General features: G+C 67.9%; 11 protein-coding genes and 2 pseudogenes. 4 read left to right on the forward strand and 9 right to left on the reverse strand.

All coding sequences use genetic code 11. The features are described from left to right. Positions 1-24: 24 nt before the first annotated feature. The 6 genes from AC1DX2_RS05200 to AC1DX2_RS05225 form a co-directional block, all read right to left on the reverse strand. A complete protein-coding gene (locus tag AC1DX2_RS05200; protein WP_477195218.1) occupies positions 25-3156 on the reverse strand; it encodes a diguanylate cyclase domain-containing protein in 3132 nt (1043 codons plus the stop codon). Between the two features lie 231 nt (positions 3157-3387). Further along, positions 3388-3876 carry an SRPBCC family protein gene (locus AC1DX2_RS05205; RefSeq protein ID WP_477195219.1) on the reverse strand — a complete coding sequence of 163 codons (489 nt, stop codon included), beginning with the start codon at positions 3874-3876 and terminating at the stop codon, positions 3388-3390. Continuing rightward, a complete protein-coding gene (locus AC1DX2_RS05210; protein ID WP_477195220.1) occupies positions 3873-4295 on the reverse strand; it encodes an ArsR/SmtB family transcription factor in 423 nt (140 codons plus the stop codon). Before AC1DX2_RS05210 ends, AC1DX2_RS05205 begins: the two co-directional genes overlap by 4 nt. Positions 4296-4449: 154 nt before the next feature. Continuing rightward, on the reverse strand, positions 4450-4773 hold the full coding sequence (locus tag AC1DX2_RS05215; protein ID WP_477195221.1) for a hypothetical protein: 324 nt from the start codon (positions 4771-4773) through the stop codon (positions 4450-4452). 174 nt (positions 4774-4947) lie between these two features. Continuing rightward, positions 4948-5469 (reverse strand): GAF domain-containing protein, encoded by a 522-nt coding sequence (locus AC1DX2_RS05220; protein ID WP_477195222.1) that lies wholly within the window; start codon positions 5467-5469, stop codon positions 4948-4950. Positions 5470-5583: 114 nt separating this feature from the next. Then, entirely contained in the window at positions 5584-6453 is an 870-nt protein-coding gene (locus AC1DX2_RS05225) for a LysR family transcriptional regulator (protein WP_477195223.1), read from the reverse strand. 158 nt (positions 6454-6611) lie between these two features. Here AC1DX2_RS05225 and blaOXA point away from each other — a divergent pair. Together blaOXA and bla are read left to right on the forward strand one after the other, a co-directional pair. Next, positions 6612-7427, forward strand: a pseudogene (gene blaOXA / locus AC1DX2_RS05230) (class D beta-lactamase); the annotation flags it as partial. A 126-nt stretch (positions 7428-7553) separates the two neighbouring features. Next, a pseudogene (gene bla / locus AC1DX2_RS05235) lies at positions 7554-8330 on the forward strand (subclass B3 metallo-beta-lactamase); the annotation flags it as partial. A gap of 35 nt (positions 8331-8365) precedes the next feature. Here bla and AC1DX2_RS05240 read toward each other — a convergent pair. Beyond that, a complete protein-coding gene (locus AC1DX2_RS05240) occupies positions 8366-10654 on the reverse strand; it encodes a putative bifunctional diguanylate cyclase/phosphodiesterase (RefSeq protein ID WP_477195224.1) in 2289 nt (762 codons plus the stop codon). A 250-nt stretch (positions 10655-10904) separates the two neighbouring features. Between AC1DX2_RS05240 and AC1DX2_RS05245 the strand changes: the two genes are divergently transcribed. After that, positions 10905-13109, forward strand: coding sequence for a putative bifunctional diguanylate cyclase/phosphodiesterase (locus AC1DX2_RS05245; RefSeq protein ID WP_477195225.1), 2205 nt, complete (start codon positions 10905-10907; stop codon positions 13107-13109). Between the two features lie 21 nt (positions 13110-13130). On the opposite strand, the gene AC1DX2_RS05250 is transcribed toward AC1DX2_RS05245, so the two are convergent. After that, positions 13131-13883 carry an SDR family NAD(P)-dependent oxidoreductase gene (locus AC1DX2_RS05250; protein WP_477195226.1) on the reverse strand — a complete coding sequence of 251 codons (753 nt, stop codon included), beginning with the start codon at positions 13881-13883 and terminating at the stop codon, positions 13131-13133. Then, entirely contained in the window at positions 13880-14893 is a 1014-nt protein-coding gene (gene denD / locus AC1DX2_RS05255) for a D-erythronate dehydrogenase (RefSeq protein ID WP_477195227.1), read from the reverse strand. The genes AC1DX2_RS05250 and denD overlap by 4 nt, the downstream gene beginning before the upstream one ends. Positions 14894-15017: 124 nt before the next feature. On the opposite strand from denD, the gene AC1DX2_RS05260 reads away from it, so the two are divergent. Then, positions 15018-16757, forward strand: a complete 1740-nt coding sequence (locus tag AC1DX2_RS05260) for an IlvD/Edd family dehydratase (protein ID WP_477195228.1) — start codon at positions 15018-15020, stop codon at positions 16755-16757. The last annotated feature ends 19 nt before the right edge of the window (positions 16758-16776 follow it).

Here is a 16776-nt window from a genome sequence, read left to right on the forward strand (position 1 = left end):
GGTGAGTTGGCCGAAGGCCCGGCCTCACACCGGGCCGTGCAGCGTGGACGTCGGCCCTTCCGGCTCGTGCGCACTGGAATACCAGCGCCAGGTGTTGCGCCCTTCGCGCTTGGCGGCATACAGCGCCAGGTCGGCGGCCTTGAACAGGCTCTCCTGTGTTTCGCCGTCCTTGGGGTACAGCGACAGGCCAATGCTGGGACTGGTGCCGACGCGCTGGTTCTTGAACTGCACCGGCTCGGTGAAACTCTCCACAATGCGCCGGCACACGGTTTCCACGCGCAGCGGGCCGTCCACCTCGGTCAGCAGGATGGCGAACTCGTCACCGCCGATGCGCGCCACGATGTCGGACTCGCGCACCGCCGCCTGCAGCCGCTTGGCGGCGGCGATCAGCAGCGCATCGCCGACGTCGTGGCCACGCGTGTCGTTGATCTCCTTGAAGCGGTCCAGGTCGATCAAGGCGAAGGCGAACTGGCGGCCCTGGCGGCGCGCCAGCGCCAGTTGCTGGTGGAAGGCGTCGTTGAACATGCGCCGGTTGGGCAGCAGCGTCAGCGTGTCGATGTAGGCGATGCGTTCCAGTTCGCGGTGCGCGACCACCAGTTCCTCGGTGCGCTGCGCCACCTGGTTCTCCAGCCAGGCCTGGCGCCGGCGCAGGAAGGCGGTGCGGCTGCGCACGGCCAACACCACGGCCAGCAGCACCAGCAGCAGCGCCGCCAGGCGGAACCACAGCGTCTGGTACCAGGCCGGCAGCACCCGCACCGGCAGCGCCAGCGGCTTGTCGGTCCACACACCGTCGCGGTTGGAGCCTCGCAGCAGCAGCTGGTAGTCGCCTGGGGCCAGGTTGGTGTAGACGGCCACACGGCGCGTCCAGTCGGTCTGCACCCAATCGCTGTCGTAGCCCTGCAGCTTGTAGGCGTAGCGGTTGTGCTGCGGGTCGGAATAGTCCAGTGCGGCAAATTCCACCGCCAGGCTGTTGGCATCGGGCTGCACCACCAGGGGTTCGGAGCCAGGGCCAGTGCCGTTGGCGCCGTTGAAGCGCGCCGGCGGCACCGGCTTGCCGCCCAGGCGCACATCGGTCACCACCACCGGTGCCACATAGCTCCAGTTCTGCAGCCGCTTGGGGCGCACCACGGTGAGGCCGCCCAGGCCGCCGAACAGGATTTCGCCTTCCGCCGTCAGGTCGCCCGCGCTGGCCCAGTAGCTGCGTATGGCCACGCCGTCGGCGCGGTGCAGGATGCGCATCGCAAAGGTCTCGGGATCGAACACCGCCAGGCCGTCGTCGGTGCTGGTCCAGATGCGGCCGGCCGGGTCCATCAGCCAGCGGTTGGCCGCGCCCTTGAGCGGCTTGCCGGCGGCCAGGCGGCGAAAGCGCGGGCGGCCAGCGGCGTCACGCCCCTCCAGCACATCCACGCTGCCATTGACGGTGCCCACCCACAGGCGGCCCTTGTGGTCGGTCAGCAGCGAAGGGATCAGGCCGACCGACAACGCCTGCGGGTCGCGCGGGTCAGCCTGGATCTGCTCGACCTGACCGCTGTCGGGATAGACCAGGTTGAGCCCGTTGTAGGTGCCCACCCACAGGTTGCCATTGGGCGCCGGCGCGATGGTCCAGATGCGCTCATCGGTCAGCTTGCCCTGGGCCACGCGCTGGCCCGGGCCATTGCCGGTGGCATCGAGCCGCCACAGACCGTGCGTGATGCTGCCCACCCACAGGGTATTGCCCTGCAGGTGCAGGCCGTAGACCGGCATGTCCGGGTGGTCGGGCGACACGGCAACGCGGCTGACGCGACGCGCTGCCAGGTTGGTCCGGTACAGCCCGCGCGAGGTGCCCAGAAAGACGTCGCCACCCGGCGAGCTGGTGATGGCCACCACCCGGCCCACCGGCAGCGCGTCTTGCGGCCGGGCCGCATCCGGTCGCAGCTCGGTCAGCCGTTGGCCATGGGGGTCCAGCACGTCCACGCCGTTGGCCACCAGGCCCAGCCAGACGTGGCCATCGGCCGTGGTGTGCACGGCATGCACGTCCTTGTCGGTAAGGCCACGCGCGCGGCCCGATGCGCCGAAGATGCTGAGGATGGCGCCTTGGCCGGGGTCGGTACGACCCAGTCCGCCCACACCCCCCACCCACATCAGGCCGGCGCGGTCGCGCAGCAGCGCATGCACGGTGTCGTGCGCCAGGCTGCTGGGCCGGCTGGCCGAATGGCGCACCCAGCGCGCCTGGCCACTGCTGGCATCGACAGTGGCAATGCCGTGGGCATTGGTGCCTATCCACACCTGCCCGGGCAGGGCCTCGGCAAAGGCTTGCACCCACTCCACACCCAGGTCGGCGCCGGACGCATCACTGGCGCGCACCGCCACCGCCGCGCCGGCTCCCGCGTCACCAAGGAAGAAAGCGCCATCGTTTCGGGTTCCCACCCAGATGCGCCCGGCACTGTCTTCGAACAGCGCGAACACCGCCACCACGCCGCTTTTGGCCACCGGCAACGGCACGGCGCTGAACTGCGAGGCGGCCGGCGTTCGGCGCAGCAGGCCTTCGGCGGTACCCAGCCACAAGACGCCCTGGCGATCGCGCAGCACCGCATTGACGGTGTGGGGCGTGCTGCTGTTGATGGTGGCGGGCAGGGTTTCGTGGGTGATCTCGCCACTGTCGGGGTTCAGGTGGTCCAGGCCTTTGCCGGTGCCCACCCACAGGCCACCGCGGCCGTCGTCGGCAATCGCTGGCACGGCCATGCTGCTCAAGCCCTTGGGGCCGGCGCTGTAGAGGATGAAATTGTCGTGCTCGCGGTCATAGCGGGCCAGCCCGCCGCCACTGGTGCCTATCCACAGGCGGCCGCGCGGGTCGGTGTGCAGCTTGAAGACGCTGTTGTCTGGCAACGCATGCGGGTCGACGGGGTCTGAACGGTAGGAACGGAAGCGGTAGCCGTCCCAGCGGGCCAGGCCGTCCTCGGTGCCAGCCCACAGGAAACCGTCGCCATCCATGGCCAGAGACAGCACGGCGGGGCTGGGCAGGCCGCTTTCCAGGTCGAAATTCTGGAACACCGTGTCGGCCAGTTGCGCCCAGCGCTGCCCTGCGGGCGGCACACCGCCAGCCATTGCCACAAGGGCCAGGCCAGCGCTCAGCGCCAGCGCCAGGATGCGAGACCATCGAACAGGAGAAGCGGCCAAATGTGCGTCACGGAAAGGCCTGGGCCGAAGAGGAATGCAGGCGAGAACATTACCTGGGCTGCAAGCAGCCCGCCCAGGTGAGAAAAAGTATACCGGAACGGTACGCCGCTCCAGCCGCCAACAAACAGCGAATGTGACGCTTTTCCTACACTCTTCTACTCATTTCTGTGCTGGCATCCGCAGCAGCACGGCGCCAATTTCCTAGCAACCCCGAACCCTCCGGCCATCGCCTCAAGCCTGCACCACCTTGGCGAACTCGGCCAGCAGCGCGCCCCAGCCGTTGGGAGAATCCACGCCCTGGCGCAAGCCGGCGGCAGCCTCGCCGTAGTTCTCCAGCAAGCGGTGCTCCAGCGTCACCTCGGTGTGCTCGGCATCGAGCGCGCGAAAGCGCACCTCCACCTCGGTGTACAACTCGGGGTCAAACTGCCATTGCGCGCTGATCTGCCAGGCCAACACCATGCGCGCTGGCGGCTCCCAGCTGACCACGCGGCCCCAGTCGCATTCGCTGCCATCTTCGCCGCGCTCGTACCATCGGCCGCCGGCTCTGGGCTCGATCACCACGTCGGCCTGCGGGCTGCCACTGGGGTTGATGGAATGCGAGCGCATCCACCAGCGGCCCATGTCGGCGGTGAACACCTCAAAGGCGCGCGCGGGCGAAGCGCGCACGCGCAGGGTCTTGACCACGGGCTCCACATAGGCAGTTGCAACGGTGCTGTTCATGCGCTTGATCTCCTTGTGCGAGGTTGTGAGGTTGAAGGCGGCGCCGGGCGGACGCGCGACGCGGCCCCGGGCTTGCGCGGCGGCGCCGCCGCGGTGGGGCTGTGCTGGATGTCGTTGTGGGCGCCGCGCTCCAGTTCGGCCTGGAAGGCTTGCAAGGACTGGTCCCAGAAGCCCTCCAGCCAGGCGCGCAGTTGGCCCAGGCCGTTCTCGTCCACCCGGTAGAGCCGGCGCGTGCCCTGGGCCTGGTCGCGCACCAGGCCGGCCTGTTTCAGCACCTTCAGGTGCTGCGACACCGCCGGTCGGCTGACCGGCAGCCCGGCGGCAATGTCACCCACCGCCAGCGGCCCGCCACGCAGCCGCTCGAACACGGCGCGCCGGGTGGCATCGGCCAAGGCGGTCAGCGCAATTTCGTAAGCCATGACTTACTGTAAGCCATGACTTACTGATTGTCAACAACGCAACCGCCAGGCCTTACCCATTGCCAAGCTGCTGAACCCGGTGAACAAAAGAAAAGGGCCGCAACGCGGCCCCGGGACATGGATTGAAGCGACCCGTGTCGCCAACGTTAGCGTGTCACTTGCCCGCTTCGTTGCCAACTCGGCGCAAAGCGGCACGCGGGTCCGTCATGCCAGGAGCGGTCAACACGGCATCGCTGCTGGCGTCCTGGCGCAGCACCCGGGCCTGGCGCATGTCCAGCACCGAATGCGCATTGCCGGTTTGCTGCTGCGGTGCCGGCCAAGGCGCGCCATGCACTTCCAGCTGCATCACGCCCAGGGCTGCGAGCAGGGTAGCCAGGACCACCAGCACGAAACCGGCGCTTGAGCCAGTTTGCGCGCCGGTATGGGAACCAGCATGGGCAGACGCTACCGCGCGAGAGGGGTTGGGTGTGACAGCCATGGTGGATTTCCTCCTGTTCTGGAGGCCAGCATAGCGTGGCAATGTGCGGCGCGCACGCGCGGTTCACAGCTTGTTACGACTATCGCACGGGCGATACGCATCTTGTCTTTTTGTCTGACCGCCAGCCTGCCTGGCTTCCTACAAGGGCAGCGCAATGCCCGGCCTGATCGAGGATCAGCCGGGCCAGCGGGTGGCGCCCAACAGCGCGTCCAGCATGGCCGCCAGGCCTTGGGCATCGTCGACATCGAAGCGCCCCAGTTGTGGGCTGTCGAGGTCGAACACGGCGCGCAGACGGCCATCGACCAGCACCGGCAGCACCAACTCGGAGTTGGAGGCTGAATCGCAGGCGATATGGCCGGGGAAGGCATGCACGTCGGGCACCAGTTGCACCGAGCGCGTGCGCGCACAGGCGCCGCACACACCCTGGCTGAATGCAATGCGCACGCAGGCCACCTTGCCCTGGAACGGCCCCAGCACCAGTTGCTCCTGCGGGGCCGCCACCACCAGGTAGAAGCCGGCCCAGTTCAACTGCGGCACCGCGTTGTAGACCAGCGCGCAAAACTGCGACAGGTTGGCCAGCCAATCGGACTCGCCCTCGAACAGCGCGCGTGCTTGTGCCAGCAAGGTGGCGTAGGCGGCCTGCTTGGATTGGGGGCTGGACATGTCCAGCTGCTCCAATGGGGTTTCAACACTCATGGGGTGACGACGTGGTTGGCGTGAAAGCTGGCGATGGTAACGCGCGCGCCATGTCCCCGGTGGGCCTGGTGCTAACAGGTGACGGTCAGCGCCGTTATCCAGCGTGCACGGTGCTCAGCGCGCGGCCTGACAGGCCGCCAACAGCCAGCCGCGAAAGGCCTGCATCGCACTGGTCTGCGGGCGCGATTTCAGCCGCGTCAACCAGTAGCTGCCGGTGCTGACCTCCAGCTCGAACGGCCGCGCCAGCCTGCCCTGCTGCAGCTCGCGCGCGAACATGCGCGCGGGCAGCAGCGCCACACCAGCGCCTTGCGCAGCCGCCTCGGCCGAAGCCAGCGAGGTGTCGAACACCGGCCCGCGCATGGCCGGCGGGCCGGCCACGCCAGCGGCCTGAAACCATTGCTCCCATTCACTGGCGCGGTAGGAGCGCAGCAACGGCTGGGCAGCCAGATCGGCCGGGCCCCGCAGGCGCGCGGCCAGTGCCGGCGCGCACATGGGCGTGAGCGGTGCGCTCAGCAACAAATCGGCCTGGGTGCCGTGCCAGGCACCATCGCCAAAACGTATGCCCAGGTCCAACCCTTCGCCGGCCAGGTCCAGCCGGTTGTTGTGGGTGAACAGGCGCAGATCCACAAACGGGTGGGCCTGCTGGAACTCGCGCAGGCGCGGCAGCAGCCATCCCACCGCGAAAGTGGCCACCACGCCCAGCGTCAGCACCTCGCGCGCACGCCCGCCGTCAAAGCGGTCCAGCAGCTGGGCCATGCGCTCGAAGGACTCGGCCAGCGCCGGCAGCAAGGCCTGTCCCTCATCGGTCAGCGCCAGGCCGCGCGGCAGGCGGCGAAACAGTTGCACCCGCAAACGCTGCTCGAGGTTGCGCACCTGCTGGCTGACGGCGGTCTGGGTGACGTTGAGCTCCTCGGCGGCGCGGGTGAAGCTCAGGTGGCGGGCGGACACCTCGAAGGCGCGCAGGGCGTTCAGCGGCAGATGCATGGCAATGGCGGGACGAAAAGCGTGGCTGCGAAAACAGGGAAAACCCAAGTTTTTCTTGGGTTTGGGGGCAGATATTACCGTTTGTTGTTCCTAACTCACCCCGATACCATGCAGCGCGTGATCCGCCCAACCGAAAGAAAACCATGGTCTTTTCCAAATTGCGTGCTGCTGCGGCTGCCAGCCTGCTGGCGTTGCTGAGCCCGCTGTCGCCAGCCGCCACCGCCGCTGTGGCCGGCCCAAACTGGGTGCGCAGTTGCACGCTGCTGGTCGAGCACACCAGCGGCCAGGCATTGCGCCGCGACGGCGGTGACGACTGCGCCCAGCGCCTGAGCCCGTTTTCCACCTTCAAGCTGCCGCTGGCGCTGATGGGCTATGACGCCGGCATCCTGACGGACGAGCATGCGCCGCGCTGGGACTACAAGCCCGAATTCAACGGCTATGCACGCCAGCGCCATGCCACCGACCCCAGCAACTGGCAAAGCGAATCCATCGTCTGGTACTCGCAGCAGTTGACCCGCCAACTCGGCGCGCCGCGCTTTGCCGCTTACGTGGCCCGGCTGGGCTACGGCAACCGCGATGTGCGCGGCGGCCCTGGCCGCAGCGACGACGGGCTGACACACGCCTGGCTGGGCAGCTCGCTGGCCGTCTCGGCCGATGAGCAGGCCAGCTTCCTGCGCCGGTTGCTGAAGGACGAGCTGCCGGTGTCGCCGCGCGCGATGGCGCTGACCCGTGCCATTGCACCGGCCTTTGCCGCAGCCGACGGCTGGCTGGTGCACGGCAAGACCGGCAGCGGCTGGCTGCGCGACCGCCACGGCAAGCCGGACCACCAGCGCCCGCTGGGCTGGTTCGTGGGTTGGGCCGAAAAGGACGGCCGGCGCATCGTGTTCGCCCGCATGGCCCTGGGCAGCCGCGAGCAGGACGAGGGGCTGGGCTTGACGCTGCGCGCGGCGTTCCTGAAAGACTTGCCGGCGTTGCTGGCAGCGCAGCCAGCCAATGCAGCCGCGGCAACAGCGACACTGGTGGCACCGGCTTCAACAGCCAAGGCCGATACAGGCCAGGAGGCTTCCAGTGGCTGCGCTGGCGACGGCTGGACCGACCCGGCGCCTGCGCGCCGCATCCACGGCAACACCTGGTACGTGGGCAGTTGCGGCTTGAGCAGCATCCTGGTCACCTCGCCGGCAGGCCACGTGCTGCTGGACGGTGGTACGCGCGACGGCGCAGCCCAGGTGCGGAGCGGCATCCGCCAGCTGGGCTTCAAGGTGGAAGATGTGCGCTACATCCTGAACGGGCACGCGCATTTCGACCATGCCGGCGGCATCGCCCAGCTGCAGCAGGCCAGCGGCGCCACCGTGGTGGCACGCGGCGCCGACGCCGATGCGCTGGAGCGTGGTGGCGGTGACCGCACGGACCCGCAGTTCCTCAGTGCCGACAAGTTCTCCCCCGTACCAGGTGTGCGCCGGGTGCGTGATGGCGAGACCGTGGCGCTGGGCGGCACCGCCATCACCGCCCACGCCACGCCGGGTCACACCCCCGGCAGCACCAGCTGGAGCTGGACATCCTGCGACACCACGGGCCAATGCCTGCGCATGGTGTATGCCGACAGCATCACCGCCTACACCGACGACGCCTACCGCTACAGCGACGAGGCCAGCCACCCCGGCGTGCTGGCGGCCTTCCGCACCAGCCTGGCCACGGTGGCGGCCCTGCCCTGCGATGTGTTGATGACGCCTCACCCCAGCGCCAGCCGGCTGCTGCAGCGGCTGGATGGCACAGGTGACCTGAGGCTGGTGGACAGCGGCGCCTGCCAGCGCTATGCGGCGCAGGCCGCGCGACGGCTGGATGAGTTTGTGGCCAAGGAAGGCAGCACTAAGCGCTGAAGCATCCAGGCGCTGAGCCGCGGCCCAGACCAGGCTCAAGCCGGCAGCGGCAACGCCCTTTGCATCCAGCGCCCGGCGTCCATGGGGCTCAAGGGGCGGGCATAGTAATAACCTTGCAGTTCGTCGCAGCCGGCATCGCGCGCGCTGGCGGCCTGCTCGGGGGTTTCGACGCCGGCGCCAATCACCTTCAGGCTGGCACCGCGTGCCCATTCGCAGATGGCGCGCACGGCGGCCACGGCAGGTGCTGCGGGCAGGTCTTCCACCAGCGCATGGTCAATCTTCACCGAGCGCAGCGGCAATGCGGTCTCAAAGGTCTCGAACGGCACGCTGTTGCCGAAATCGTCGACCGTGACGCCCACGCCCAGCTCGCGCAGCCGCTGGATCTGCTTGCCGGTTTGCGCCAGGTTGCCCAGCGCCGAGCTTTCGGCGATCTCCAGCGTCAGCAGGTGCGGGGGCACACCGGCGTTGGCCAGCATGCGCTCCACCAGTTGCGGAAAACCGGTGTCCAGCAATTGCCAGGCCGACACATTGACCGACACCGGCACGCACTTGTGCAGCTCGGCTTCCCAGAAAGCCATTTGCAGGCAGGCCTCATTCAGCAGGTGGTTGCCTAAAGCGCCTATCAAGCCGGTCTGCTCGGCGGTGACGATGAACTCTGCCGGACCGGCGGCGCCATGGTCCGGCCGGCTCCAGCGCGCCAGCGCCTCAAAGCCCATCAGGCGAGCGCTGCGCGCATCCACCTTGGGCTGGTAGACCAGGTGGAACTCGCCGTTGTGGATGGCGGCGCGCATATGGCGCTCCTGCTCCAGCAAGTCCAGCGGCACCGCCGGCATACGCCCCTCGGCAAAGAAATAGGACAACCCCGGCGTGCGCTTGGCCACGTGCAGCGCCGAGGCCGCAGAGTCCAGCAGCGTGTGGGCGTCAGCCGCGCTGTGCGGGTACAGCGCGATGCCCAGCGACACGTCCAGCATGTACTGGCGCGCACCCACCGCGATGGGTTTGTTCAGCGTGCGGCGCACACCGGCGGCAAATGAAGCAGCCGAGCGCACAGCGTCGCCCGGCGCCGACAGCAGCGCGAATTCGTCCTCACCCACGCGCATCAACTCGTGGCCGCGCTGGCCGCCTTGCATCAGCGCGCGCGCCAACGATTGCATCAGCTCTTCGCCGCTGGCCGAGCCGCTGGCGTCAGCCAGAAACTTGCTGCTGTCCACCTCCAGCAGGATCAGCACGAAGGAGTTGAACTGTTCCATGTCTTCGCAGCGCGCCAGCAGCCTGCGCAGCAGATGGTCGCGGCTGGAGATGGCCTGGGCCAGCACCGGCAACAGCAGTGGCTGGGTTTGCTGCGAATCTTGCACCACCGGCGCAGGTGCCTCGTGGCTGACCAGCAACTGTGTGGCCATGCTGCCTTCCCAGTCGGTGCGAAAAGCGTGCAGGTGCAGCCGCACCATGCTGCCGTCCTGTTGCAGGCTGTCCACCACCAGGTTGGCCTCGTCCTGGTGGCCCAGCAGCACTTGCTGCAGGGCTTCACGCTGCGACTGGGCAATGCCGGCAGTGAAGAAATCGACCAATGCGTCAGGCGCCACCTGCTGGGCCGAATGCACGCGCAGCAGCGTCAGCGCCGCCGGATTGGCATAGAGCACGCGCCTGGGGCTGAGGATCAGGATGGCCTGGCGCGAACCGTCGGTCAGTTGCTCCAACCGGTGCAGGCCTTCTTTGACGTCCAACGTCTCGCGCTCCAACGCGCGATACACCAGCACCAGACACAGGCTGACGTGCAGCAGGATGGACAAGCCGGCCTGCAGCGGCAGCATGTCGTCGCCCGACGCCAGCACCGCCAACTGCGCGGCACCCAAGGCGCCCAGCAGCAGCGCCAGCACGCCCCGGCCACCGGCCCGTGTGCCCATGGGCCACAGCAACGCCGCCACGCCCAGTCCCAGGTTCAACCCGGCCAACGCCGCTGGCGCCGCCATGGCCTCAAACCGGTGCGCCAGCAGCAGGCTGGCACCACCCACCAGGGCCAGCCACAGCGCCCGCGTCGACAGGGCCGGCACGCGACCGGCCAAGCGCGCCAGCCCGGTCAACACCAGCCAGCCATACCCGGCACCGGACAACAGCAGCACGGCCGGTGCGGCACGCCCCAGCGTCAATTCCACCACCGCATAGACCAGCGGTGCAGCCATCAGCGGCAGCACCCACAACAGCGCCCAGCCCATGGAGCGCGCAAAACCGTGCACCGGGTTGCGCCGCCACAGCCACAGCAGCGCCCAACCCACCGTCAGGTTGACAGCCAGATCGATCAGCAGCGGGTAACTGGTCGGGTTCACGCGCAGGGGTTCCTGGTGCCACTGAAGGCGGCACATCGTCCCCATCATCGCACAGCAGGCACAAGATTGGGCATGAAAAAAGACCGGTTAACCGGCCAGAAAGCCCGCTTCGCGCCAACGGAGCCCGCCGCCCGGCGGAGGGGGAGCCTGCGGGCGTACACAGTCCGGCAACAGTTTGCGCCCGCTGCGGCCCGATACTCCCGGCACATCATTTTTGCCCCTCACACCCCCTCGAAAACCGCAGACCACCATGCAGACGTCCACCTTCCCATTGCGTCAGGCCAGCATCCGCTGGAAGCTGCTTGGCGCCTTCCTGCTGCTGGTGGCCAGCCTGGTGTTGGTGGCGGCGGCGGCCGTGGGCCTGTTGTTCGACGCCGCCCAGCGTGCGGCGGTGCTGGAGGCCGAGCACGTGGCCGCCGAGGTGGCAGCCGGTTTCGAGCGGCGCCAGCAAGTGGACATGGCCGGCGTGCAGGACCACGTGGCTGGGGTGGGCAAGCTGTTCGACCGCGATCTGTTCGTGGTCAACCGCCACGGCGTGGTCACGGCCTCCACCAACCCGCGTGCGGTGGGCACGGTCTACCATAGCGAACACATTCTGGAGGCCATGCGCAGCGGGCAACCGCGTGCTTTCATTGGCCCTGACATCACCGATTCCGGTGACGCCCGCCAGGTGGTGGTGCCGCTGAGCGCTTCCGCCAACCCGGCTGGCGCCGGCGCGGTGGTGTTCGAATACACCCAGGTCTATGGCACGCTGATGGCCGAAGCCCGGCACGCGGCGCTGCTGATAGGCGCGGCCGCTCTGGTGCTGGTGGGCCTGGGCTGGCTGCTGGGCTTGCGCGTGACGCGCGCACTGGTGCATCCGCTGGCGCGGCTGGAACAGGCGGCCACCGGCATCGCTGACGGCAACTACGACGTCGACCTGCCTGTGGAATCGCACGACGAACTGGGCCGCCTGACCCTGGCCTTCAATGAGATGGGCTGGCAACTGCGCCAGGGCCGCGCCGCGCTGGAGGACCGCAATGCCGAGCTGGCCCAGACCAATGCCCGGTTGGAAGACGGCATGGCGCAGCAGATAGAGGCGGCCAAACGCATCGAGTACCTGGCCTACAACGACAACCTCACCGGCCTGCCCAACCGGGCGCAATTCAGCCTGGTGCTGAGCCGCGCCATCGCCAACGCCGAGCGCTACCAGGAACAGTTCGGCCTGTTCTTCATCGACCTGGACCGCTTCAAGCAGATCAACGACACCCTGGGCCACGCCGCCGGCGACGCCTTGCTGGTGGAGGTGGCCGAGCGGCTGCGCCGCGCGCTGCGTGACAGCGACACCATTGCCCGCCTCGGCGGCGACGAATTCGTGGTGCTGGTGCCGCGGCTGAAGCACGACCGCCACGCGCAGACGGTGGCCCGCAAGGTGCTGGCGGCGATTGCCGCGCCCATGCACATGCAGGGCCAGGAGTTGCGCGTGACCGCCAGCGTGGGCGTGAGCTGCTTCGCGCGCGACGGCGAAGACGAACAGACGCTGATGAAGCATGCCGACATCGCCATGTACCAGGTGAAGGAATCCGGTCGCGACGGCTTCGCCTTTTATTCACCCGAGCGCGACGCCAATACGCTGGAGCGCCTGGCGCTGGAAAACAGCCTGCGCGGCGCGCTGGAGCGGGACGAGTTGCAGTTGCACTACCAACCCAAGCTGGACTGCCGCACCGGCCGCATCACCGGCATGGAAGCACTGCTGCGCTGGCAGCACCCCGAGTTGGGCCTGGTGAGCCCGGCACACTTCATCCCGGTGGCCGAGGAAACCGGGCTGATCGTGCCGATAGGCCAGTGGGTACTGCGCCAGGCCTGCCTGCAGACCAAGGCTTGGCGCTTGCTGGGTCTGAAGGACCTGGTGGTGGCGGTGAACCTGTCGCCGCGTCAATTCCAGGACGAGAACCTGCTGTCCGACATCGTCGCCGTGCTGCACGACACCGGCATGGAAGGCCGCTGGCTGGAGCTGGAGATCACCGAAAGCGTGATCGTGCATGACGCCGACAACGCCCGCAAGCTGCTGCTGGCGTTGAAAGCCCTGGGCATCAGCATCGCGGTGGACGATTTCGGCACCGGGTATTCGTCGCTGTCCACGCTGAAGCACTTTCCCATCGACACGCTGAAGATAGACCGCAGCTTCATCCATGACCTGACCAACGACAGCGAAGACCGCGGCCTGACCGAGGCCATCATCCAGATGGGCAAGGCACTGAAGCTGCACCTGGTGGCCGAAGGGGTGGAGACCGTGGCGCAGGCCGAATTCCTGCACTTGCGCGGCTGCCACCAGCTGCAGGGTTACCTGTTCAGCAAGCCGCTGCCGGCAGCCGCCTTTGCCGCCTTCTTGCAACAGCACCGGGCCGAGACCACGCACAGCGGCCCGGCGGCCAACGAAACCCGCTTCGCGCGCAATGCCACCGACCCGCGGTAGGGGCGAGACCTGAAATGGCGCTCAGTAAGTGGAGCGTCCGCCGGTGATGTCGAACACCGCGCCGGTGCTGAACGAGCAGTCGTCGCTGCACAGCCATGCCACCATGGCGGCGATCTCTTCCACCTCGACGAAACGGCCCATGGGGATCTTGCCCAGCATGTAGTCGATGTGCTGTTGCGTCATCTGCGCGAACATGGCGGTCTTGGCCACGGCGGGCGCCACCGCGTTGACCAGAATGCCCTTGGTCGCCACTTCCTTGGCCAGCGACTTGGTCAGCGCAATCACCCCGGCCTTGCTGGCGCTGTAGTGCGAGGCGTTGGGGTTGCCCTCCTTGCCGGCCACCGAGGCGATGTTGACGATGCGCCCCGAGCCGCGCGACAGCATGTGCGGCACCACGGCGCGGCAGCACAGGTAGGGGGCGATCAGGTTCACCTCTATCGTGCGGCGCCACATGGCCGGATCCAACTCCCAGGTGGTGGCGTTCCCCCCGGTGATGCCGGCGTTGTTCACCAGGCCATCGATCTTGCCCTGCTGGGCCACCGTCTGCGCGCAGGCGGCGGCCACGGCGCCGTCATCGGTCAGCTCCACGCGGTGCGTGCTGACCTTGCCCAAAGCACCCAGCTGGTCTGCGGCGGCAGCGAGCTGCTTGTCGTCGATGTCCCACAGCGCCACGCTGGCGCCCGAGCGCAGCAGGCGCTGCGAGATCGCCAGGCCTATGCCCTGCGCACCGCCGGTGACCACGATGGCGCGGCCGTTCAGGTCGATCTGGTTCATGCGTTCAATCCTTTGAGTGCGTCGGGGTTGGTGGCTTGGCAATCCGCGATGTACTGGCGGATGATGTCGGCAAAGCTGTTCTCGGGCAGCAGGCCCAAGGCAGCGGCGCGCTTGGCCGAGGCACCCTTGGGCCAGTTGGCCACGATGCCGGCGATGCGCGCGTCGTGCTCGAAGCGCACCCGCGCACGCACCTGCGACCCCGCCACTTCCTCCAGCGCGGCCAGCATCTGCGCCACGGTGACGTTGAGCGCCGGCAGGTTCAAGGCGGTGCGGCCGTTGAAGGCCTCGCGCGTGGCCTCAAACACCGTGATCAGCCCCTGCACGGTGCGCTGCGGTGAGGACACCGGGTGCGACACGCTGGCGTCCACCGGGCACACCGCTTCCACCCCGGCCAAGGGCTCGCGGATGATGCCGCTGAAAAACGAACTGGCCGCGCCATTGGGCCGGCCCGGCCGCACGGTGACCGTCATCAACCGCGCCGCGCGACCATCGACATAGCCTTTGCGGGTGTAGTCGGCCAGCAGGTGCTCGCACACCAGCTTGTGGGTGCCGTAGCTGGTTTGCGGCGTGGTGGGGGTGTCGTCGGCCACGGTGGTGGGCATGGGCACGGCCGGGTCCGGCCCGAACACCGCCACCGAGCTGGAGAACACCAGCCGCGTGGGCACCGCGCCGCGCTGTGCGTGGCCGCGCAGTGCATCCAGCAGCGCACGCGTGCTGTCCAGGTTGGAGCGCAGGCCCAGCTCGAAGTCGGCCTCGCACTCGCCGGAGACGGCGGAGGCAAGATGGAACACGGCATCGAAGCGCTGCGCATTCAGTTGATCCACCTGGCTGAGCAACGGGCCCACCCAGGCCTGCACGCGCTGGTCGGCGGCCAGGTCGGGGGGCGGCGCCACCTGGTCGGCCAGTGCCATGCCGCTGATGGCCCGGCCATCGAGTTGCCCTTGGGCCAGCAGCGTGCGCGCCAGGCGCGCGCCGAGAAAGCCACCCCCACCAGTGATCAGGATGTTCATGCGCTGTGTGAACCGCGCCGGGAGCGCGGCATCTCCTCGTTGTGCTTGTCATAGTAGTATAGGGGTGAGACAACGGTGAAGGACCGTCAGCGTCCTGCCGCACACACATGAGGAAGCACACGACATGAGTTCTGCTCCGAAGAAAAAGCAGCCGCACGAGCTGCGCAGCCAGCAATGGTTTGGCCGTCAGGACCGCGATGGCTTCAACTACCGCAGCTGGGTCAAGGGCAAGGGCGTGCCGCACGACCAGTTCGACGGCCGCCCCGTCATCGGCATCTGCAACACCTTCAGCGAGCTGACACCCTGCAACAGCCACTTCCGCACGCTGGCCGAGCAGGTGAAGATCGGCGTCTACGAAGCCGGTGGCTTCCCGCTGGAATTCCCCGTGATGTCGCTGGGCGAGACGCTGTTGCGCCCCACCGCCATGCTGTACCGCAACCTGGCCAGCATGGACGTGGAAGAAAGCATTCGCGGCAACCCGGTGGACGGCGTGGTGCTGCTGATGGGCTGCGACAAGACCACGCCCAGCCTGTTGATGGGCGCCAGCAGTGTGAACCTGCCCACCATTGGCGTCAGCGGCGGCCCGATGCTGAACGGCAAGTGGCGCGGCCAGGAGCTGGGCTCGGGCACCAACGTGTGGAGCATGGGTGAGCAGGTACGTGCCGGCACGCTGAAGCTGGCTGATTTTTTTGAAGCCGAAAGCTGCATGCACCGCAGCCACGGCCACTGCATGACCATGGGCACGGCCAGCACCATGGCCAGCATGGTGGAAGCCCTGGGCATTGGCCTGCCGGGCAACGCCGCCTACCCGGCGGTGGACGGCCGGCGCAATGTGATTGCCCGCAACGCTGGCCGGCGTATTGTGGACATGGTGCACGAAGACCAGAAAATCGGCGACGTTCTGACGCGCGAGGCGTTCGAGAACGCCATCCGCACGCTGGCCGCGATTGGCGGCAGCACCAATGCCGTGATCCACCTGATCGCCATTGCCGGGCGCCTGGGCGTGCCGCTGACGATAGACGACTTCGAGCGCCTGGGCAGCGAACTGCCCTGCCTGCTGAACCTGAAGCCCTCGGGCCAGTACCTGATGGAAGACTTCTGCTATGCCGGCGGCCTGCCGGTGGTGATGAAGGAAATCTCGCGCCACCTGCACCTGAACATCGTCACCGCCAACGGCAAGACCGTGGGTGAGAACATTGCCGACGCGCAGAACCACAACCCCGAGGTCATCAAGACCGAGGCCGCGCCTTTCAAGGCCAAAGCCGGCATTGCCATCCTGCGCGGCAACCTGGCGCCGCGCGGCGCCGTCATCAAGCCCAGCGCGGCCACGCCGGCGCTGATGGTGCACACCGGCCGCGCCGTGGTGTTCGAAGACAGCGACGATTTCCACAAGCGCATCGATGACGAGGCGCTGGACGTGGACGAGCACTGCATCCTGGTGCTGAAGAACTGCGGCCCCAAGGGCTACCCTGGCATGGCCGAGGTGGGCAACATGCCGCTGCCGCCCAAGGTGCTGCGCAAGGGCATCACCGACATGGTGCGCATCAGTGACGCCCGCATGAGCGGCACCGCCTATGGCACCGTGGTGCTGCACACCACGCCCGAGGCCGCCGCCGGGGGCCCGCTGGCGGTGGTGAGGAACGGCGACACCATCACACTGGACGTGCCCAACCGCAAGCTGCACCTGCACATTGACGACGCCGAAATGGCGCAGCGCCTGAGCCAATGGAAGGCGCCGCCGCCGGCATTGACCAGCGGCTACTGGAAGCTGTACATCGACACCGTGCTGCAGGCCGACGAGGGGGCCGACCTGGACTTCCTGCGCGGGCAGCGTGGGGCCTTTGTACCGAAGGACAACCATTGATATCTGCCCAAGGGCAACC

Source organism: Hylemonella sp. P2_B10, assembly GCF_056404875.1.